The sequence below is a fragment of the Roseinatronobacter ekhonensis genome (assembly GCF_900499075.1).
Lineage (GTDB): Bacteria > Pseudomonadota > Alphaproteobacteria > Rhodobacterales > Rhodobacteraceae > Roseinatronobacter > Roseinatronobacter ekhonensis.
On record NZ_UIHC01000003.1, the window covers coordinates 18,461 to 38,636 of the forward strand.

Here is a 20,176-nt window from a genome sequence, read left to right on the forward strand (position 1 = left end):
TTCCATCATTGTCGGGCTATGCTGCCCGCGATCTCATTTGAACAAAGGTATCTCAAGATGGAACTTATCCTTGGCCTTGCCGTCCTGATCGTGCTGGTCGTTCTGCTGGGCCTGAAAATTGTCCCGCAAGCGCAGAATTTTGTCATCACCCGGCTGGGCGCGTATCACCGCACGCTGGATGCTGGCGTAAACGTAATCGTGCCGTTTCTGGACAAGGTGCACGCAAAAGTGCCGGTCAATGATCAAGTCCTGAACGACATCAACCTGGAAGTGGTGTCGGCCGATAACGTGGTTTTTGGCGCGAAACTTCTGGTCGTCTACCGCATTGAAAACGCCGAAGCCGCCGTATTCCGCGTCAACAAGATTGACGAACTGGTCATTGGCCTTGTGCAATCGCTGGTGCGCTCGGAACTGGGCAAGGTGGAACTGGACGCGGTGCAATCGGATCGCGGGTCTTTGAATGTCGCACTACTGACCGCGCTGGAAGATGCGGGCAAGACTTACGGCATTCGTATTTCACGCTCGGAAATTACGGATGTGACACTGAACGAGGTCACGCAAACCGCCATGGCCGAAGTACTGGCCGCAGAGCGTGAGCGCCGTGCCGCCATCACCCGCGCAGAGGGTGAGCGCCGCGCAACCGAACTGAACGCCGATGCCGAGCTATATGAAGCGCAGCGCAAGGCCGACGCCATCCGCGCCATCGCGCAGGCCAACGCGGAATCGAACCGGATGCTGGCCCTGTCGCTGGACACGGAGAGCGCACAGCAAGCATTGATCTTCCAGACAGCGCGGATGCAGGTCGAAGCGTTGGAAGGCATTTCCAAATCGCCCAACGCCAAACTGATCATGCTGCCGGGCGGGCCGTCCAACAGCTTTCGCGAAGCCGCCGCCATCCTGAAGGAGATGTGAGCGATGGACATGTTCGCACTGCCTGACTGGTCCGTCTGGGGGCTGATTGCCGTCATCCTGCTGGTGGGCGAAATGCTGACGACCGCCTATGTCGCGCTTGGCTTTGCCGTCGCAGCAGGGCTGATGGCGCTGGTGGTCTGGCTGGTTCCCGGCCTGCCGGTCGTGGTGCAGGGCTTTATCTGGGCGGCGTTGGGGCTGGGCGTGTGGCTGGCGCTGTCGCGCTTCACCCGGCGCAAGCAGGGCCGCAAGGACATCAACGACTATGACCCGCGTTCATCCCTGCCGCCATCCGACCGTGGCGGCTGGACAGAAAAAGACTAAAGCATGCCGCGCAAAAGTGGCTTTCAGTGTTACGCAAAAACGTGCGACCACAAAAGGTCAGAGCGTGTTGCAGGAATGGGACCGAACGCGACACGCTCTGGCATCTTCGGCGAGCTAAGACCGTGCCCCGCAAGATTACACGCTGGAATACAGCCCTTCATAGATCGGCTGTAGCGTATCTGTATCGAAGAGCGACGACACAGACGTGCCTTTCCACGTATTCAGGATGGCCTGCGCGAACATCGGCGCGGTGGCCACAATGCGGATATTCGGCGCGGCCTTGACCGCATCCGTGGGTGCGATGGAATCGGTGATGACCAGCGATTTCATCACCGAATTCGTGATCCGCTCCACCGCCGGGCCGGACAGCACGCCATGGGTGATGTAGCTGTGCACTTCGGTCGCACCCGCTTCCATCAGCACCTCTGCGGCCTTGCACAGCGTGCCCGCCGTGTCGCAGATGTCATCCACGATGATACAGGTCTTGCCCTTCACATCGCCGATCACGGTCATTTCGGAAATTTCACCGGCCTTTTCGCGGCGCTTGTCCACGATCGCGAGCGGGCACCCCACCCGCTTGGCCAGTTCGCGCGCGCGTGAAACACCGCCGACATCGGGCGAGATGATCATCACGTCATCCAGCCGGTTCTTGAAATGGTGCAACACATCCAGCGCGAACACCGGTGCGGCGTATAGGTTATCGACCGGGATGTCGAAAAAGCCCTGAATCTGTGTGGCATGCAGGTCCAACGTCAGCACCCGCTCTATCCCCGCTTGAGAGATCATGTTGGCCACCAGCTTGGCCGAAATCGGCGTGCGCGCCTTGGTGCGACGGTCCTGCCGTGCATAACCGAAATACGGGATTACGGCGGTAATGCGCGCGGCTGACGACCGTTTCAAAGCATCCGCGATAATCAGCAATTCCATCAGGTTGTCATTTGCCGGGCGCGAGGTGGACTGGATAATGAACATATCCTCGCCGCGCACATTCTCATAAACCTCGACGAAAATCTCCTGATCGTTGAACCGTTCGACCCGCGCTTCGACCAGCCCGACACTGACACCGCGATGCAGCGACATGCGGCGCGCAATGGCCTTGGACAGGCCCGGATTGGAATTCCCGGCAATCAGCTTGGGTTCGGTTCGGTCGATCATGTCGGGCAATCCTTGCGAGTCGGCAGCGTTGACACCGCTTACCACCCCGATACGGTCTTGGAAATGTTACAAGCAGCCAAAGGGGCCGTGTATGGCGCAGATTGACTATTACCTCAGCCCGATTTCACCCTGGACACATCTGGTCGGGGATCGTGCGGCCAGAATTGCAAGCAAGGCGGGTGTGGCGCTGCGCTACAAACCGCTGGACCCGAATGCGCTGTTCGCGCGCACGGGCGGGCAGGCGCTGGCAGAACGGCATGACAGCCGCAAAGCCTACCGCCTGCAAGAGCTGGAGCGCTGGGGGCGCAAGCTGGACGCGCCGATTAAACTGCGGCCCGCCCATTTCCCGACCAACCCCGCGCCCGCGTCCTACGCCATCATCGCGGCGCAAGAAGCGGGCGGCGGCGATCTGAGCACGCTTGTCACCGGCCTGACCCGCGCTTGCTGGGAAGAGGACCGCGACATCGCGCAGGACGACGTGATCCGCGACTGTCTGGCCGCTGCGGGTTTCGACACGGGGTTGGCGTTTTCGGGTATGTTGCAAGGTGCAGAGATCTACCCCCGCAACCTCGAAGACGCGGTAGAGGCCGGTGTCTTTGGCCTGCCGTTCTTCGTGGTCGGAGAGGCGCGCTTTTGGGGTCAGGACCGGCTGGCGTTTCTGGCAGAGCATCTGGACGTTGCCGTTTAGCCACAAAAAAGCCCCGCGCCTGTTTCAGGGCGCGGGGTTTTTTCTGCGGGCTTACGCCGCGATCAGGCCGCTTCGGCTTCTGCCTCTGCTGCGGCGCGGCGTTCGCTTTCCTCGCGCGACAGCGCGACCGAGGTGCGCACACCCTTGCCGACGAATTCCATCAGCCCGGACACAACACGCTCGTTCGGGTCAATGCCCGCACAGCTTAGCACTTCACGTCCGTCGCGCGACCGCGCCCAACGCGCAATCTGCTCCGGCCCGTTGCCGTATTTCTTGTCATCGGCGATCGCGTCATCCAGCGCCGCCAGCACCACCGCTGCAAACAGCTTGCGGGCACGCGCCCCCTGCTCGTGGGTAAACGCTGTTCCATCCGCTGCATCAAACATATCAGTTCCTTTTGTTCTTGCTCTTGCATTCACCGCGAACGCCTGCCTACCCTTTTTGAGGGTTGATTCGCTAGCCTCTATTTGCATAGCACCCATGCGCCAAATGCATAGCTTGCAATTCCGCCTGGCCATATCCTGTTCTTGCGTGACTGACCCCGCCGCGATATAGCATGCGCCAAGAAAATGTCGCGCATTTGCCAAGGTTTATCCCATGCCCAAGATCAACGGAAACGAAATTCGTCCCGGCAATGTGCTGGAACATGACGGCGGCCTGTGGGCGGCGGTCAAAGTCGGGCATGTCAAACCCGGCAAGGGCGGTGCGTTTGCGCAGGTCGAAATGAAAAACCTGCGCGATGGCCGCAAGCTGAATGAGCGGTTCCGCTCTGACGACAAGATCGAACGTGTGCGGCTGGAACAAAAAGACCAGCAGTTCCTATATGAGACTGATGGCCGTCTGGTCGTGATGGATATGGACACGTTCGAACAGGTCGAACTGGACGCGGAATTGCTGGGCGAACGCCGTCCCTTCCTGCAAGATGGCATGACCGTCACGGTCGAATATTATGGCGAGGAAGCGCTGAACATGTCGCTGCCGCAGAAAGTGGTCTGCAAGGTGGTGGAAACCGAGCCTGTGGTCAAAGGGCAAACCGCCGCCAACAGCTTCAAGCCGGCGCTGCTGGACAATGGCGTGCGCGTTCTGGTGCCGCCTTTCGTGGGTCAGGACGAGGATATCGTCGTCAATACCGAAACATTCGAGTATACCGAGCGCGCCTGATCGCCACTCCAGCGCGCGCCGCTCCGGGATCAAGCCCATGCGTGTCATTGCCATAGCCTGCGTTGTCGCTGCCCTTGGGCAAGGCGCGCTGGCACGGGATGTGGCGCTGGTGCTCGACTGGCCCGCGGCAGAAGCAGGGACCGAGCTGGGCGCAGTCGGTGGTCAAGGCACACCCCCCAGCGCCGAACTTGTCGCCGTCACGCGCGACAGCGCCGGTGCGGTCTTGACCACATTGCGCCAGCCAGTGTCCGTGGGCACGCCAGAGGTCACACTCTCTTTGCCAAGCCTGTCGCGGCAAGCGACCACGCTGCATGTCGGCGCGCTGGTCGCTGGCAGATTTCGCCTGCAAAGCGCGCGCGCCACGATTCTGGGCGGCCAACCGCCGGACAGTCTGTCGCTCTCTGCGGTGCTGACCGCCAGTTTTACCACAGATTACCTGTGCGACACCGGCGAGGAGATCGCGCTTGTCCCCGATGGTGCAGGGTTTGTGCTGGACGGCGCGCGCGATAAGCGCTTTGCCCCGAGCGAGCTTGACGGGCGGTTCACCGCCGAGGATGGCACGATAGCCAACCGTATTCCGGGCCTGCTGCAACTCGAAAGCGGCGAGGGCGTGCTGATTGAAACCTGCCAGCCAATCCCGGCACGCCCGATCCTGCCATTGACCGCGCTCGGCCCGCTGGAAGACCCGGCATGGCGGGTCGATATCGGATTGGACGGATCATTGCTGACGCTGCCGACCGATGCAGCCGTCACGCCGCCCGATGCGCCTGCGCCGCGCGTGGCCACGACCATCACACGGCAGAGCGATGACGCGCTGCGGTTCGAAATGGGTGTGCACAGGCTGCTTGTCCGTCGTGCGCCTTGCACGCTGCCGGGCGTGGACATGCCCTACCCGCTTAGCGCCAGCCTGACGGGACCGGATGGCGCGTTTCCCATGGGGTGCGCGGGCAACCCCTTGCGCAGCCTTGAGGGCGCGCCGTGGCAGGTGACGCATCTGTTCGGTGCCGCTGTGCCACCCGCAGATGACGGGGCCAACGCCTTTACCCTGCAATTCGATACCGGCCGCGTTGCGGGGCGCACCAGTTGCAACCGCTATCTGGGCCGCGCCGCCGTCGCAGGTGCCCGGCTAGAGGTGCGCGATCTGGGCGCGACCCGCCTGCCCTGCCCGACCAACCTGACCAATCTGGAAACCCGGTTTCTGGATGCCTTGGAAGCCGCGACAGGCATCCTGCGCCTGCCCGGTGGTGGGCTGGTTCTGTATGCGGGCAGCACGGCCATTCTGGTCGCGAAGCACTAGAATGCCGCGGGCCCGGCCACCGGCCCCGCGGCTGACAGTGTCCTAGACAACGAAATCCGCCACATCACGCAGCGGCAGGCTGCGCGCGCGCGTGCCTGTCAGCGCGAACATTGCATTGGCCAGAGCAGGCGCGGCAGGCGGTGTCCCCGGCTCACCCACCCCGCCCATATGCGGATTGTCTTGCAGGATCGCGACGTCTATCTGCGGCGTGTTGAACATGCGCAAGCCGTCATAATCGGGGAAGTTTTCCTGATCGGCGCGCCCGTCGGTAAAGGTGATCTCGCCCATCACCGCAGCGGATAGCCCGTAGATCAGGCCCGATTCCATCTGCGCGCGAATGATGCCGGGGTCCAGCGCCAGACCGGGGTCGCAAGCCATAAAGGCGCGGTCGACGCGCATGCGCCCGCCAGCCCGCGCGATTTCCAGAACCACCGCCGTCGGCGTGCCGAAAGACCATGTCATTGCCACACCGCGCGCGCGCCCCTCTGGGAGCGGCGTGTCCCAGCCCGACATGTCGCGCACACGCTCCAGCACGCCCGCCGCGACCGCGCTTTCGGGGGCGACATGCGCCAGCCGGAACGCAAGCGGGTCGGCACCGGCGGCATGGGCCAGTTCATCCACAAAGCTCTCATGGAAGAACCCGTTGAAAGACGCGCCGACAGAGCGCCAGAACCCGATGGGCACATCCAGATCCGCCAGATGCCCTGCAACGCGGTAATTCGGGATCGCATAGGGCTGGTCAAACGCGCCTTCGACATGGCCCTTGTCGGCCCCGCCCGGCGCGCTGCCCATGATCCGCGTCATGGCCGCGCGGGTGACGGACGGGGCCGCAATCGCGGCGTTGAAATGACTGATGCGACCGTCTGCCACCGCGCCTTGCATCCGCGCCATGGCGGCGGGGCGGTAGAAATCATGACGCATGTCTTCCTCGCGCGACCATGTCAGGCGAATGGGCGTGCCGGGCATTTCGGCGGCGATGCGCGCGACCTGCGCCACTGCGTCGGTTTCCGCACGGCGACCAAAGCCACCGCCCATGAACGTGGTGTGCAGGGTGATCGCATCCTCGGGCACCCCGGCGGCCTCTGCTGCAACCTGCACGCAAATTCGCGGAGCCTGATTGCCCGCCCAGATGGTCATCTGCCCGTCTTGCAGCCATGCGGTGGCGCCCTGCGGCTCCATCGTGGAATGGGCCAGAAAGGGCACGCGATATTCGACATTGATCGCGCTATCTGGCAGCGCGCTGGTGTCGCCGTCGTCACGCAGAGTGGAATTCGGCTCTGTATCGAACGCAGCGGCGATTGCCGTGAACATACCGTCCATGTCGGCAGGCAGGGGCGCGGGCGTCCAGTCCACCTGCACCGCTTTTGCACCTTCCATCGCGGCCCATGTGTTGCGCGCGATCACGGCCACGCCATTGCCCATGTCGATCACGCGCTCGACGCCCGGCAAATCCAGCGCGGGCGCGGGGTCGAACCCGGCCATGCCGCCGCCCAGATGCGGACAAATGCGGACGGTGGCGAATTTCAGCCCCGGCAGGGGGATGTCGGTCGCATATTGCGCCTGGCCGGTGATCTTGGCGCGCATGTCGCTGCGCGGCAGAGCGCGGCCGAGCAAGGTCCAGTCAGATTGGGGACGCAACCCAACATCCGGCACCGGGCGCGCGGCGGCGTCCATGGCCAGTTCGGCATAGGGAATGCGTGTGTCGTCGGGGGCGATGACAAAGCCGCCCTCGGTGCGCAATGCAGCGCGATCAACGCCAAGACGCTCGGCGGCAACGGCCTTGAGCGCCTCGCGCGCACCGGCGCCAGCATAACGCATCTTCTCGAACGCATCGACGGTAGAGGTTGATCCCCCTGTCACCTGCAACCCCAAAAGCTTGCTCGCCGCCGCCAGTCCGCCAACAACCGTGTGCTGCCAGTCCTTCATGGCGTAATCGGCCACCGGCAAGGCCGCGTGCATCAGCGCACCGTTGTAATAGGCGCTTGACGGCGGGCCATGTTCGACCCGGATGGATGCGAAATCCACGTCCAGTTCTTCTGCCACCAGCGCGGCAAGCGTGGTGTGCACCCCCTGCCCCATCTCGGCACGCGGCGCGATGATGGTGATGCCCGACGTGTCGATGATTACATAGGGGTTCAGCGTGGCCCCTTGGTCGGGGGTAAGCGGGTTTTCGACCGGTTTGCGAATCTGGTAGATGCCGAATGCTGCGCCGCCCGCAACGGCAACCGCACCGACAAGCAGCGTGCGGCGGGTGATCGTGCCAAGACGGCTCATTGCGCACCCCCCATCTGGTCGGCTGCATCATGGATCGCGGCACGGATGGCGGTATAGGTGCCACAGCGGCACAGGTTGCCACCCATCGCAGCGTCTATGTCGTCATCCGTGGGGCTCGGGTTATTGGCCAGCAAATCGGCTGCCTGCATGATCTGGCCAGACTGGCAATAGCCGCATTGCGCAACCTGATGGCGCTCCCACGCGGCTTGCAGCGGCGTTTGGTCGCCAAGCCCCTCTATCGTCGTGACCGGCCCCCAAATATCCGCCAGTCGAACCTGACAGGACCGCACCGCCTGCCCGTCCACATGCACGGTGCAGGCCCCGCACGCGGCAATCCCGCACCCAAACTTGGTGCCGGTCAGAGACAGCTCGTCGCGCAGCACCCAAAGCAGCGGCGTGTCGGGGGCGGCATCGGTCCGGTATTCGGTTTCATTCACAGTCAGGGTGATCGACATGGGCGGCCTTCCTTACAGCTTTCCCAAGATATGGGGCGCGGCTTTGGAACTACCAGACCCGACCCGGCGTTAAGGATAGCGCGCGGCCCCAAGGATCGGGCCAAGCCCCTGTTCCTGCACCAGAACAGCCATGCCTGTGCCTTCGGGCAAAGCTTCGGACACCGTGTAGCTGAACGGCGCAGCCCCGTCCCACGCATCCAGAACGATCCAGTCGGTGACGATATTGCGATAGGTTATCTCGCGGCCCGCGTTCTCTCCGGCCATAATCTCGACCGTGGCCTCTTCCAGATAGCGGACGATCTGAACATCGGCAGCATAGTCCAGCACGCTGCGCGCCTGCGCACTGATTGTCACGCCGCCGCCGTCCTGCGCGGAAATCTCGACCGTAACCATGCCCTCTGCGAACGGGTTCATCCGGTGCTCGGCAATCAACGCCACGACCTGCATGGTTGCGTTGCCCTGAATATCGTCCATCCCGCCAATGACCATCTGCGGAGTATAGACCGATTTACGGCCCATCTTGCGGGCATAGGATTTCTGACGCTCGCTAAAGGCGGGTTTGCCGAACGTGTCGGCCCAGCCAATGTAATCCCAGTAGTCGACATGCAGTGCCAAGGGCAAAACACCGTCATGCTCGACCAGTTCATTCAGCAATTCGTCTGCGGGCGGGCAGGATGCACAGCCTTGCGAGGTGTATAGCTCTATCACCACAGGGCTGTTCTGCGCCCATAGCGGCGTGGCAAAGCCGATCGTCGCGCCCAAGGCGAGAAGCGTTGCGGTATGGGTGGTCATGCCTGATCCGTTTATCATTGCCAGCGCGATCTAACCACGCGCGGGCCAGAGCGCCAATCAAGGTTTTGCGAGGGCTGCGCCCACGCGACACTATAGCCACAGGCCCGATATTTGGCAAATTTGTGCACAACGGTATACAAATTTGTGCCTTTCCCCTTGATCGGCAGGGCAAGCGGTGGCAAATGCTAGATGCCAAGACCCCTGTCACCTATTCTAGCGGAGGCTCAGCCCCATGACCATTACCGTCGGCCAAGACAGCGCGGGTGCGCGCAAGACCCTCACAGTCGCAGAGAAGAGCATTGCTTATTATTCCATTCCCGCCGCGCAGGCCGCTGGCCTTGGCCAGTTCGACAAGCTGCCCGCGGCGTTGAAAGTGGTTCTGGAAAACATGCTGCGCTTTGAAGATGGCAAGACGGTCACGACCGACGACATCCGCGCCTTTGCCGAATGGGCGACCAATGGCGGCAAGAACCCGCGCGAGATTGCGTATCGCCCCGCCCGCGTGCTGATGCAGGATTTCACCGGCGTTCCCGCCGTGGTGGACCTTGCCGCCATGCGCGACGGCATCAAGGCTTTGGGCGGCGACGCACAAAAGATCAACCCGCTGAACCCGGTCGATCTGGTCATCGACCATTCGGTGATGATCGACGAATTCGGCAACCCGCGCGCCTTTCAGATGAATGTGGACCGCGAGTATGAGCGCAACATCGAGCGCTATACTTTCCTGAAATGGGGCCAGAAAGCGTTCAACAACTTCCGCGTTGTGCCACCGGGCACGGGAATTTGTCACCAGGTAAACCTTGAATATCTGGCGCAAACCGTCTGGACCGATACCGACCAGAACGGCGCAGACGTCGCCTACCCCGACACGCTTGTGGGCACCGACAGCCACACCACCATGGTCAACGGTCTGGCCGTGCTGGGTTGGGGTGTCGGCGGGATCGAGGCAGAGGCCGCGATGCTTGGCCAACCCGTGTCCATGCTGATCCCCGAAGTGGTGGGCTTCAAACTGACCGGTGCCATGGTCGAAGGCACCACCGCCACCGACCTGGTTCTGAAAGTGGTGCAGATGCTGCGCGCGCATGGCGTGGTGGGCAAATTCGTGGAATTCTACGGCGAAGGGCTGGACAACCTGCCGCTCGCGGACCGCGCGACCATTGCCAACATGGCGCCCGAATACGGCGCGACCTGCGGCTTCTTCCCGATTGACGGCGAAACCCTACGCTACCTGCGCCAGACCGGCCGCGACGAGGACCGCGTGGCATTGGTCGAAGCCTATGCACGCGAAAACGGCTTCTGGCGCGGGGCGGATTACGATCCGGTCTATACGTCCACGCTGGAGTTGGACATGGGAAGCGTTGTCCCCGCCATTTCCGGCCCCAAGCGTCCGCAAGACCATGTCGCGCTGACGCAGGCGGCCGAGAAGTTCCTCGACGTGGTGTCAGAGTATCGCGGTGTGGCAGCAGGTGGCGACGCCGCCGACATGGCGGATGAAGGGCCTGCCCCCACCGCGCCGACCGACCCGCGCAAAACCGCCGCCGTCGCCGGTGAGGATTACGCCCTGCGCGATGGCTCTGTCGTGATCGCGTCAATCACCTCCTGCACCAACACCTCGAACCCCTATGTGATGATCGGGGCCGGCTTGGTCGCCCGCAAGGCGCGCGCGCTCGGCCTGACGCGCAAACCTTGGGTCAAGACCTCGCTCGCGCCCGGCTCTCAGGTCGTGTCGGCCTATCTGGAAGCGGCAGAATTGCAAGACGATCTGGATGCCATCGGCTTCAACCTTGTGGGCTATGGCTGCACCACCTGCATCGGCAACTCTGGCCCGCTTCAGGAAGAAATCTCGAAAGCGATCAACGACAACGACCTGATCGCCACCAGCGTTCTGTCGGGCAACCGCAACTTTGAAGGCCGCATTTCCCCCGATGTGCGCGCGAACTACCTCGCCTCGCCCCCCTTGGTCGTCGCCTATGCACTGGCCGGTGACATGAATATCGACATCACCAAAGACCCGATCGCGCAAACGCCCGAAGGCAAGGATGTCTACCTCAAGGACATCTGGCCAACCCAGAAAGAGGTCGCGGACCTTGTGGAAGCGACTGTCACGCGAGAGGCGTTCCAGTCGAAATACGCCGATGTCTTCAAGGGCGACGAGAAATGGCAAGGTGTCGAAACCACCGATTCGGAAACCTATGACTGGCCGGCCTCCTCGACCTATATCCAGAACCCGCCCTATTTCCGCGACATGGGCGCCGAAGCTGGCACGATTGCTGATGTCAAAGGCGCGCGTATTCTGGCGCTTCTGGGCGACATGGTCACGACCGACCACATCAGCCCCGCAGGCAGCTTCAAGGCCAGCACCCCCGCGGGCCGCTATCTAGAAGAACGCCAGGTGCCTGTGCGCGAGTTCAACAGCTACGGCTCGCGCCGCGGCAACCACGAAGTGATGATGCGCGGCACCTTCGCCAATATCCGCATCCGCAATGCGATGCTGGACGGGGTCGAAGGCGGCTACACCAAGGGGCCGGACGGCAACCAAACCGCCATTTTCGACGCCGCTATGGCCTACCAGGAAGACGGCACACCATTGGTCGTGATCGGCGGCAAGGAATACGGCGCGGGCTCCAGCCGGGACTGGGCTGCGAAGGGCACGAACCTGCTGGGCGTCAAGGCCGTGATCGCGGAATCGTTCGAGCGTATCCACCGCTCCAACCTTGTCGGCATGGGCGTTATCCCGTTCGAATTTACCGGCGGCGACACCCGCGCAAGCCTTGGCCTGAATGGCGATGAAATCATCAATATCAGCGGCTTGGAAGGTGATCTTAAACCACTTTCCGAAGTGCCATGCACCATCACCTACGCAGATGGCACGGAAAAGACGATCACGCTCAAATGCCGCATCGATACCGGCATCGAGAAGGAATATGTCGAGCATGGCGGCGTGCTGCACTATGTGCTGCGCAACCTCGCCAAAGCGGCGTAACGCCTTCACATTCCCGACAAACCCCGGCGCGCACCCCGCGCCGGGGTTTTCTTTTGCCAAGCCTAAGGGCTATCTTTACCGAAACTCGGAGAGACCATGGCAACCCGTATCATCGCACTTGTTTTCCTTGGGCTGTTTCTGGCCTTTATCGCGGTCATGGCCTCTGTCACGCTCTTCGTGAAAGACCCGCTGCCGATTGTCGGCCCGAACCAGCGGCTTGTTCTGGAAACGGTCGAGATTGCGCCGCCGCTGCGCGCAGAAATCGCGGTCGATGGCGACTTCAAGGCGCTCGTGTCGGTCAGCCCGCTGGATGACGTGCGCCGTGTGCGCTTGCGGCCTGCGGGTGGCAATGACGTCGCACTTGAACAGCAAGGCGAACTGGCAGAGGCACAATTCACCCGCACCGGGCGCTGGGAACTGGTTCTCGACGCAGGCGGCACCCAAGAGGTGCTTGCCTTCGTTCTGCGCGATTAACGGGCGCAACAGACGCAATCGGTCATGCGCCCTTTTCACCGGCGCGCGAACCCGGTTAGGGTGACGCATCGTTTAGACAAGTCAGGTGCGCGCGGTGTTCGAAACCATCATCCTCAGTTTTGCCTTCGCCTTCGGCTTGGCCGTTCGCCAGATCGGGCTGCCGCCGCTGGTCGGGTTTCTGGCCGCCGGGTTTGCCATTAACATCGCCGCGCAACCTCTTGGTTTACCACAAGAAACTGGGCCAATCCTGCACCATGTCGCGCATCTTGGCGTCTTGTTGCTGTTGTTTACGGTCGGGCTAAAGCTGAAACTGGGACAGATCGCGCAGCCGCAGGTCGTGGGCGGCGCAATCCTGCATTTCGCGATCAGCGTGGCCTTGTTCGCGCCGGTGGCCAAACTGCTGATGGGGGTTGCGTGGGAAACCGCGCTGCTGCTGGCGATTGCGCTGGCGTTTTCATCGACCGTTCTGGCGGCCAAGCTGTTGGAAGGCAAGCGCGAATTGGGCGCGTTCCATGGCCGCACCGCCATCGGCATCCTGATTGTGCAGGATATTATCGCGCTGGTCGTGCTGGCCATCTGGTCTGGGCAGACACCCAATGCATGGGCCGCGCTGTTGTTGGGCCTGCCGCTGTTGCGCCCGGTGCTGCACAAGCTGCTCGATCTTGCGGGGCATGACGAGATTCTGGTGCTGATGGGCATGCTGTTGGCGCTGGTCATCGGCGGTTACGGGTTCGAGGCGATGGGCCTGTCATCCGAGATCGGCGCGCTCGCGATGGGCGTGTTGTTGTCGAACCATGCCCGCGCCAGCGAATTGTCACGCGCGCTGTGGTCGCTGAAAGAGGTCTTCCTTGTCGCCTTCTTTCTGGAGATCGGGCTGACCGGCCTGCCGGACGGCCCTGCGCTTGTATTCGCGCTGGTTGTCGGTCTGGCCCTGCCGCTGAAAGGCGCTTTGTTCTACGCGCTGCTGGTTGCGTTCAAACTGCGGGCGCGGTCGGCGTTTCTGTCATCGCTCAGCCTGACGGCCTATTCCGAATTCGGGCTGATCGTGGCGGCGGGTGTCTTGCCGGAATACCTTGTGCCGCTGGCGCTGGCGGTCACGCTCTCTTTCCTGATCTCGGCCCCGCTGAACCGGATCGCGCACCCGCTCTATGAGCGGCTGGAGGACCGGCTGCAACGGTTCGAACGCCCGACCATGCACCCGGACGAACAGCCCAAGGATTTGGGTGATGCAACTGTGCTGATCTTTGGCATGGGGCGCACCGGCACCGCCGCCTATGACCGGTTGAGCGAGGCGGGACTGTCGCCCATTGGCCTTGATGCCGACACCTACCGCATAAAGGGCCACCAAGAGGCGGGGCGCAACGCGCTGTTTGCCGATGCCGAGGACAGCAATTTCTGGCGCAGCGTCGATCTGGGGCGGATCAAGGCCGCGGTGCTGGCCTTGGGTGACCTGGAGGCCAAGCTGATCGCGGTCCGGTCGCTGCGCGCGCGCGGGTTCAGCGGCCCGGTGATTGCCCATGTCATGCATGAAGAAACCCGGCACCTGCTACGCGAGGCCGGTGCGGATTACACCTATCTGACCATGACACAGGCGGGCGTGAACCTTGCCGACCGCACCGTAACGGTGCTGGAGGTCGAGGGCAGGCATGGCGGCTAACGCCTAGCGCGCTGCCGCCGCCTCCATCGCCGGGCGGATGCGGTTTTCCATAATCTCCCGCGTGATCGGGCCAGCATAACGGAATTCGATGGTGCCGTCGCCTGCCACCACAAAGGTTTCGGGCAGGCCCACAACGCCCCAGTCCAGCCCCGTGCGGGCGGCAGGGTCAGACCCGATGGCGCGGAACGGGTCGCCCAGATCGTCCAGAAAATCTTCTGCCTTGTCGGCTTGGTCGCGGTAGTTCACGCCGTAAATGGTTGTGCCTTCCTGCGCCAGTTCTTCCAGAAACGGGTGTTCCGCGCGGCAAGGCGGGCACCAAGTGGCCCAGAAATTGACCAGCGTCACCTCGCCCTCGCGCAGCATGGCATCGGTCAGAAGCGTGCGTTCGCCCAGTTGTTCGACCCCAAGCGCGGGCGCGTCCTGCCCGGCGCGGGCCGATGGCAGATCATTGCGCCCTTCACGGAAATTGCCGAAATAGAACATGACCGCCAAGCCCAGAAACAACAGCGGCGGCAGCAGCATCAGCGGGCGAATTTTACCCATTCTTTCCTCGTTTCTGTTCAAAAGCATCCAAGTCGCGGCGCACCCGACGACCGCGCGCAACATACCAAAGCGCCAAGGCAACGATCAGGCCCAGCGACACAATATAGGCCGAGGTCACTTCGACCGCGTATCGTCCAAGATCGGGCATCATGCCATCCGCTCCCGTGCGACAAGGGCTTTCATGCGGCGGGCGCGGATTTCGGTGCGGGTGCCAGCCAGCACCAGCGCCAGAAAAATCAGCCCGAAACCCACCATGCAAGTGTAAAGCGGCGCTTTATAGGCCCAATCCATACGCGTGCCGGGAGCGACCGACAGCGACGCGCCCTGATGCAACCCCTGATTCCAGAAATTTGCGGCATAGCGCGACAGAACGGCAAACACGGACCCGACCAGGCACAGAACTGCCGTCAGGTCTGCGCCCGTGTCGGGGTCATCAATGGCTGACCACATGGCGATATAACCCAGGTAGAACAGGAACAGGATCAGGAACGCGGTCAGTCGCGGGTCCCACGCCCACCATGTGCCCCACATCGGTTGGCCCCACACCGCGCCCGTAATCAGCCCGATCACGGTCATCACGGCGCCCACGGGCGCTGCGGCGCGCGCGGCCAAGGCGCTGACGTGGTGGCGGCGGATCAGCCAGACAAGGGATGCCACCAGCATCATGACCCAAGCGTTGATCGCCATCATTGCAGCGGGCACATGGATGAACACGATCTTCACGGTCGACCCTTGGCGAAAATCATCGGGCGTGAAGAAAAACCCCCAGACCAGCCCGATGGTGGTGATGACCACAGCCGCAACCGCCACGATTGGAAGCAACCAATCGGTGGTGCGCATGAATTTCAGCGGGTTGGCGTATTCCCAAAGTGACGACATGAGGATTACCTATCTTTGCGTGGGTGGGCTCTCAAGCGAAACCGGCGCGGTTCACCGAAGGTTTATCCGGATCACATAGGCCGAGGCAAAGGGCAATAATGCCACAGCCCCCGCCGTGATCCCGGCCAGAAGGGCCAAGGGCGTGCCGACGGCCAAGCCCTGCGCGCCGCGCGACACGACTTCGGCACCGAAAACCAGCGTCGGGATGTAGAGCGGCAGCACCAGCAGCGACAGCAATAGTCCGCCGCGTTTCAGACCCACGGTCAGCGCCGCGCCAAAGGTGCCGATAACGGACAGTGCAGGCGTGCCAAGCATGAGCGACAGCAGCAGCCAGCCATAGGCGGGCACAGGCAGGCTCAGCAGCAGACCAAGCACGGGCGACACCAGCACCAATGGCACACCCGTGGTCAGCCAATGCGCCAGCGCCTTGATGCTGACGACCCCTTCCAGCGGCACCGGGGCCGTTGCCAACAAGTCGAGCGAACCATCCTCATAATCCAGCGCGAAAATACGATCCAGCGACAGCAGGCAGGCCAGCAGCGCGCCGACCCACAGAATGCCGGGCGCGATCAGCGCCAATGTGGTGCGGTCTGGCCCGACGCCCAACGGCACGAGCACCGCCAATATCAGGAAAAACGCCAACCCAAGGCCAAAGCCGCCCCCGGCGCGAAAGGCCAATCGCATATCGCGGATCAGCAGCGCGATCATAGGAACGCCTCGTCAAAGCCGCTTGAGGGGTCGGGCAGCCGTGCCTTGTAAGGGCCAAGGTCCAGCACCCGCGCCTCTGGCAAGCCAAGCTCTATATGCGTGGCCATCAAGGCCATTCCGCCCGCCGCCAGGTGCGCGCGCACCACATCGGCAAAAAGCGCGACCGACGCGGCATCAAGCGACACGGTCGGTTCATCCAGCACCCAGACGGGCCGCCCCGTGACCATCAACCGCGCCAACCCCAGCCGCCTCTTTTGCCCGGCTGACAGGTTTTGCGCGGCGCGGTCGGCAAGCTGGCGCAGGTTCATCCGGTCCAGCGCGTGGTCAATGCCGTTGGTGCCATAGATCGCGGCCCAAAAGGTCAGGTTTTCTGTAACGCTCAGCGTGGCTTTCAACCCGTCCGCATGGCCCGCATAGGCAATCGTGTCGGGGGGGCTGTCGATCTGGCCCGCCATTGCCGGTTGCAGCCCGGCAATGGTGCGCAAGGCCGTGGTTTTGCCGCAGCCATTCGGCCCGCGCAGCACCAGCGCCTGACCGGGTACCAATGCAAAGCTGACCCCTTCCAGCAGGGGCAGGCCACCACGGGCACAGGCCAGATCTGTCACCTTCAAAGACATGAATGTCGCATAGCCCGCTTTGCCGCCCAAGGAAAGGGCGGCGCGCTATTCCACCGTCACCGATTTCGCAAGGTTGCGCGGCTGGTCGACATCGGTGCCCCGATGCAGCGCCGTGTGGTAGGCGATAAGCTGGGCGGGCACGGCATAGACAATCGGCGCGATCAGTTCCGGCACGGGCGGCATTTGCAAGCTGTGCGGCACTTCGCCCGCCGCTTTCAGACCGGCAGGGTCGCTGATCAGCAGCACTTCGCCCTGCCGCGCCATAACCTCCTGCATGTTGGAAACGGTTTTGTCATACAGCCCGTCAAACGGCGCGAAAACGATAACCGGAAAATCCGAATCGATCAGCGCGATCGGGCCGTGCTTCAGCTCTCCCGCTGCATAAGCTTCGGCGTGTATATAGCTGATTTCTTTTAGTTTCAGCGCGCCTTCATGCGCCATGGGGTACATTGTACCACGGCCCAGAAACAGCACGTCACGGGCTTGGCTGAGCATCTTGGTCAGACGTTCGATCTCGCCTTCGCGGTCCAGCGCCTGCGCCATGAAACCGGGCAGACTGCGCAGGTCTTCAACCAGACGGGCATAGTCCTCGGCGCTCAGGAAGCCGCGCGCGCGCCCCGCCTCCAGCGCCAACACCGCCAGCACCAGAAGCTGCGCGGTAAAGGCCTTGGTAGAGGCCACGCCAATTTCCGGGCCTGCATGGATGGGCAAGGCTATGTCGCTTTCACGCGCGATGGACGAGGTCAGCACATTGACCACCGACACGACCTGCGCGACATGCGGCCGCACATGGCGCAGCGCGGCCAATGTGTCGGCGGTTTCGCCCGACTGGCTGACAAACAACGCCATGTTGTCGCGGCCCAGAACCGGATCGCGGTAGCGGTATTCGCTGGCGATATCCAGTTCCACCGGCAGGCCCGCATATTTCTCGAACCAGTATTTCGCCACCTGGCAGGCGTAATAGGCGGTCCCGCAGGCCACCATGATCAGCCGGTCGGTGCGCGCAAAATCAATCCCCTCTGGCAGTTCCAGAGTGTCGCTGTCCAGTCCCGAATAGAACCCCAGCGCGGCTTTCAGAATGGCGGGTTGTTCGGCCATTTCCTTTGCCATGAAATGCTTATGGCCGGATTTGTCGACCTGCGCGGTATCGAGGTTGATGCGGGTCACGGGGCGGTTGGTCTGGTTCCCGTCAGCGTCGAAAATCTGCGCGCCGGCGCGCGTCAGGACCGCCAGATCGCCCTCTTCCAGATAGGTGATGCGGTCGGTCATGTCGGCCAGCGCAATCGCGTCAGAGCCGAGGAACATCTCTTCTGTACCATGCCCGATGCACAGGGGCGACCCGCGCCGTGCGCAAATCATCAGATCATCTTCGCCATCAAACACGAAGGCCAGCGCAAAGGCCCCGTCCAGCCGCGCCAATGTTTCGCGCGCGGCTTGCAGGGGCGTGCGCCCGTCATCCAGCAGGCGCGAGGTCAGTTGCACGATGGTTTCGGTATCGGTCTGGCTTTGAAACTCTGCGCCCTCTGCGGTCAGTTCCTCGCGCAGCGTGCGAAAGTTTTCAATAATGCCGTTATGCACCACCGCAACCTTGCCGGCACGATGCGGGTGGGCGTTTGCCACGGTCGGGCCGCCATGGGTGGCCCAGCGGGTGTGGCCAATGCCCACGCGCCCCGGAAGCGGGTCATGCACCAATGTGTCGGACAGGTTTATCAGCTTGCCGACCGCGCGGCGGCGGTCCAGCACACCGGCATTGACTGTGGCGATGCCTGCGCTGTCATAGCCGCGATATTCCAGCCGCTTCAGGGCCGACAGGATGGCGGGCGAGACTTCGTGTTTACCAAGTATACCGACGATTCCACACATGGTTTCACCCCTTTTTCTGCTCTGCTTTGCGGGCGCGCAACCGGTCCATCAGCTTGCGCCCCATACCTGGTTTGGTGTCTTGCGGCGCGCGGCCAAGCGCCAGCGCGCCGTCGGGCACATCACGGGTAATGACAGAGCCCGACCCTGTCAGGGCGTGTGCCCCCACCGTCACCGGCGCAACCAACATTGTCGACGACCCGACAAACGCATCCTCGCCAATCGTGGTGCGGTGCTTGAACACGCCGTCATAGTTGCAGGTCACCGTGCCCGCGCCCAGATTGGCGCGCGCGCCGATATCGGCATCGCCGACATAGGACAGGTGGTTGACCTTGGCCCCCTCGGCCAGTTGCGCGTTCTTTATTTCCACGAAATTCCCGACGCGCACATCCTCTGCCAATTCCGCGCCGGGGCGCAGGCGGGCATAAGGGCCGACCACCGCGCCACGGCTGACATGGCAGCCTTCCAGATGGCTGAAGGCGCGGATGGTGGCACCTGATTCGACCGTCACGTCGGGACCGAAGACGACATACGGCTCGACCATGCAATCGCGGCCCAGACAGGTGTCTTGGGCAAAGATGACCGTGTCCGGCGCTTGCAGGGTCACACCGTTATCAAGCGCCTCTGCGCGGGCTTGGCGCTGAAACGCGGCCTCTGCCCCGGCCAGTTCCGCACGGGTGTTTATGCCCAGCGTCTCTGCCTCGGGGCAGGTGACGACACCGGCGCTCAGCCCGCGTGCACGGGCCAAGGCCACCACGTCCGTCAGGTAATATTCGCCCGATGCGTTGTCATTGCCGACCTCTGCGATCAGGTCGAACAGCGTGGCCCGGTCGGCGCATAGAACACCGCTGTTGCACAGCGTGATCGCGCGCTCGTCCTCTGTTGCGTCTTTGAACTCGACAATCCGGTCCAGCCTGTCACCCTGCGTCACCAAGCGCCCGTAGCGGCCCGGATCGGCGGCATGAAAGCCCAGCACGACCACGTCGTTCTGGGTGCGGGCGGCTTGCAGCGCCTCTAGCGTTTCCGGGCGGATAAACGGGGTATCGCCGAACAGAACGGCGATATCACCGCCCTGCCCGTCCAGCGCCGCGCGCGCCTGATCCACGGCATGGGCGGTGCCAAGCTGTTCGGACTGGGTGACGATCTGCGCGCTCTCATCCTCGGCCATGACAATCTTGGCGACCGCTTCGCCACCGTGCCCCACGACAACGACCACGCACGCCGGGTCAAGCGCACGACCCGCGCGCATGGCATGCACCACCAAAGGGACCCCTGCCAGCTTGTGCAACACTTTGGGAAGGTCGGATTGCATACGGCTGCCCTGACCGGCTGCCAGAATGACAAGCGAAATACTCATGTGCCCTCAAATCCGCTTTGTATTTTCCGCCTGCATGCGCGGA

20 protein-coding genes are annotated in these 20,176 nt (G+C 62.8%); 8 read left to right on the forward strand and 12 right to left on the reverse strand.

The genetic code is table 11. The features are described 5' to 3' along the window. Window positions 1–57 precede the first annotated feature (57 nt). A complete protein-coding gene (locus ROE7235_RS01920) occupies window positions 58–912 on the forward strand; it encodes an SPFH domain-containing protein (RefSeq protein ID WP_183073266.1) in 855 nt (284 codons plus the stop codon). Between the two features lie 3 nt (window positions 913–915). Then, window positions 916–1,233: an NfeD family protein gene (locus tag ROE7235_RS01925; protein WP_121092983.1), complete on the forward strand. Its 318-nt coding sequence runs from the start codon at window positions 916–918 to the stop codon at window positions 1,231–1,233. A gap of 135 nt (window positions 1,234–1,368) precedes the next feature. Here the strand turns inward: ROE7235_RS01925 and ROE7235_RS01930 are convergent, their stop codons facing one another. Next, window positions 1,369–2,388: a ribose-phosphate pyrophosphokinase gene (locus ROE7235_RS01930; RefSeq protein WP_183073267.1), complete on the reverse strand. Its 1,020-nt coding sequence runs from the start codon at window positions 2,386–2,388 to the stop codon at window positions 1,369–1,371. Between the two features lie 91 nt (window positions 2,389–2,479). On the opposite strand from ROE7235_RS01930, the gene ROE7235_RS01935 reads away from it, so the two are divergent. Next, window positions 2,480–3,076 carry a 2-hydroxychromene-2-carboxylate isomerase gene (locus ROE7235_RS01935; RefSeq protein WP_121092984.1) on the forward strand — a complete coding sequence of 199 codons (597 nt, stop codon included), beginning with the start codon at window positions 2,480–2,482 and terminating at the stop codon, window positions 3,074–3,076. A gap of 62 nt (window positions 3,077–3,138) precedes the next feature. Here the strand turns inward: ROE7235_RS01935 and ROE7235_RS01940 are convergent, their stop codons facing one another. Beyond that, the gene (locus ROE7235_RS01940; RefSeq protein WP_121092985.1) at window positions 3,139–3,462 is read right to left on the reverse strand and encodes a DUF6280 family protein; all 324 of its coding nucleotides are present in this window, start codon (window positions 3,460–3,462) and stop codon (window positions 3,139–3,141) included. 211 nt (window positions 3,463–3,673) lie between these two features. Here ROE7235_RS01940 and efp point away from each other — a divergent pair, with 211 nt between their 5' ends. Together efp and ROE7235_RS01950 are read left to right on the forward strand one after the other, a co-directional pair. Beyond that, window positions 3,674–4,237 carry an elongation factor P gene (efp, locus tag ROE7235_RS01945; protein ID WP_121092986.1) on the forward strand — a complete coding sequence of 188 codons (564 nt, stop codon included), beginning with the start codon at window positions 3,674–3,676 and terminating at the stop codon, window positions 4,235–4,237. A gap of 37 nt (window positions 4,238–4,274) precedes the next feature. Beyond that, window positions 4,275–5,534 carry an META domain-containing protein gene (locus tag ROE7235_RS01950; protein WP_183073269.1) on the forward strand — a complete coding sequence of 420 codons (1,260 nt, stop codon included), beginning with the start codon at window positions 4,275–4,277 and terminating at the stop codon, window positions 5,532–5,534. A 42-nt stretch (window positions 5,535–5,576) separates the two neighbouring features. Here the strand turns inward: ROE7235_RS01950 and ROE7235_RS01955 are convergent, their stop codons facing one another. From ROE7235_RS01955 to ROE7235_RS01965, 3 genes are all read right to left on the reverse strand, one after another. Further along, a complete protein-coding gene (locus tag ROE7235_RS01955; protein ID WP_121092988.1) occupies window positions 5,577–7,808 on the reverse strand; it encodes a xanthine dehydrogenase family protein molybdopterin-binding subunit in 2,232 nt (743 codons plus the stop codon). Continuing rightward, window positions 7,805–8,263: a (2Fe-2S)-binding protein gene (locus ROE7235_RS01960; protein ID WP_121092989.1), complete on the reverse strand. Its 459-nt coding sequence runs from the start codon at window positions 8,261–8,263 to the stop codon at window positions 7,805–7,807. Before ROE7235_RS01960 ends, ROE7235_RS01955 begins: the two co-directional genes overlap by 4 nt. Window positions 8,264–8,332: 69 nt before the next feature. Continuing rightward, entirely contained in the window at window positions 8,333–9,055 is a 723-nt protein-coding gene (locus tag ROE7235_RS01965) for a DUF1223 domain-containing protein (protein WP_245963859.1), read from the reverse strand. Between the two features lie 232 nt (window positions 9,056–9,287). Here ROE7235_RS01965 and acnA point away from each other — a divergent pair, with 232 nt between their 5' ends. The 3 genes from acnA to ROE7235_RS01980 all read left to right on the forward strand — a co-directional run bounded on the left by acnA (window position 9,288) and on the right by ROE7235_RS01980 (window position 14,169). Continuing rightward, complete coding sequence (gene acnA, locus ROE7235_RS01970) at window positions 9,288–12,038, forward strand: aconitate hydratase AcnA (protein WP_121092990.1); 2,751 nt, start codon at window positions 9,288–9,290, stop codon at window positions 12,036–12,038. Window positions 12,039–12,134: 96 nt separating this feature from the next. Continuing rightward, the gene (locus ROE7235_RS01975; RefSeq protein ID WP_121092991.1) at window positions 12,135–12,512 is read left to right on the forward strand and encodes a hypothetical protein; all 378 of its coding nucleotides are present in this window, start codon (window positions 12,135–12,137) and stop codon (window positions 12,510–12,512) included. Window positions 12,513–12,606: 94 nt separating this feature from the next. After that, the gene (locus ROE7235_RS01980) at window positions 12,607–14,169 is read left to right on the forward strand and encodes a cation:proton antiporter domain-containing protein (protein WP_121093130.1); all 1,563 of its coding nucleotides are present in this window, start codon (window positions 12,607–12,609) and stop codon (window positions 14,167–14,169) included. 3 nt (window positions 14,170–14,172) lie between these two features. Here ROE7235_RS01980 and ROE7235_RS01985 read toward each other — a convergent pair whose 3' ends face one another. The 7 genes from ROE7235_RS01985 to glmU are packed head-to-tail and all read right to left on the reverse strand — an operon-like array spanning window position 14,173 to window position 20,133. Continuing rightward, a complete protein-coding gene (locus ROE7235_RS01985; RefSeq protein ID WP_121092992.1) occupies window positions 14,173–14,712 on the reverse strand; it encodes a DsbE family thiol:disulfide interchange protein in 540 nt (179 codons plus the stop codon). Beyond that, the gene (gene ccmD / locus ROE7235_RS01990) at window positions 14,705–14,863 is read right to left on the reverse strand and encodes a heme exporter protein CcmD (protein WP_245963860.1); all 159 of its coding nucleotides are present in this window, start codon (window positions 14,861–14,863) and stop codon (window positions 14,705–14,707) included. The genes ROE7235_RS01985 and ccmD overlap by 8 nt, the downstream gene beginning before the upstream one ends. Continuing rightward, entirely contained in the window at window positions 14,860–15,591 is a 732-nt protein-coding gene (locus ROE7235_RS01995) for a heme ABC transporter permease (protein ID WP_121092993.1), read from the reverse strand. The genes ccmD and ROE7235_RS01995 overlap by 4 nt, the downstream gene beginning before the upstream one ends. A 51-nt stretch (window positions 15,592–15,642) precedes the next feature. After that, window positions 15,643–16,299, reverse strand: coding sequence for a heme exporter protein CcmB (gene ccmB, locus ROE7235_RS02000; protein WP_121092994.1), 657 nt, complete (start codon window positions 16,297–16,299; stop codon window positions 15,643–15,645). Then, window positions 16,296–16,916: a heme ABC exporter ATP-binding protein CcmA gene (ccmA, locus tag ROE7235_RS02005; RefSeq protein ID WP_121093132.1), complete on the reverse strand. Its 621-nt coding sequence runs from the start codon at window positions 16,914–16,916 to the stop codon at window positions 16,296–16,298. The genes ccmB and ccmA overlap by 4 nt, the downstream gene beginning before the upstream one ends. Before the next feature lie 45 nt (window positions 16,917–16,961). Beyond that, on the reverse strand, window positions 16,962–18,779 hold the full coding sequence (gene glmS, locus ROE7235_RS02010; RefSeq protein WP_121092995.1) for a glutamine--fructose-6-phosphate transaminase (isomerizing): 1,818 nt from the start codon (window positions 18,777–18,779) through the stop codon (window positions 16,962–16,964). Between the two features lie 4 nt (window positions 18,780–18,783). Continuing rightward, window positions 18,784–20,133, reverse strand: a complete 1,350-nt coding sequence (glmU, locus tag ROE7235_RS02015; protein WP_121092996.1) for a bifunctional UDP-N-acetylglucosamine diphosphorylase/glucosamine-1-phosphate N-acetyltransferase GlmU — start codon at window positions 20,131–20,133, stop codon at window positions 18,784–18,786. Between the last annotated feature and the right edge of the window lie 43 nt (window positions 20,134–20,176).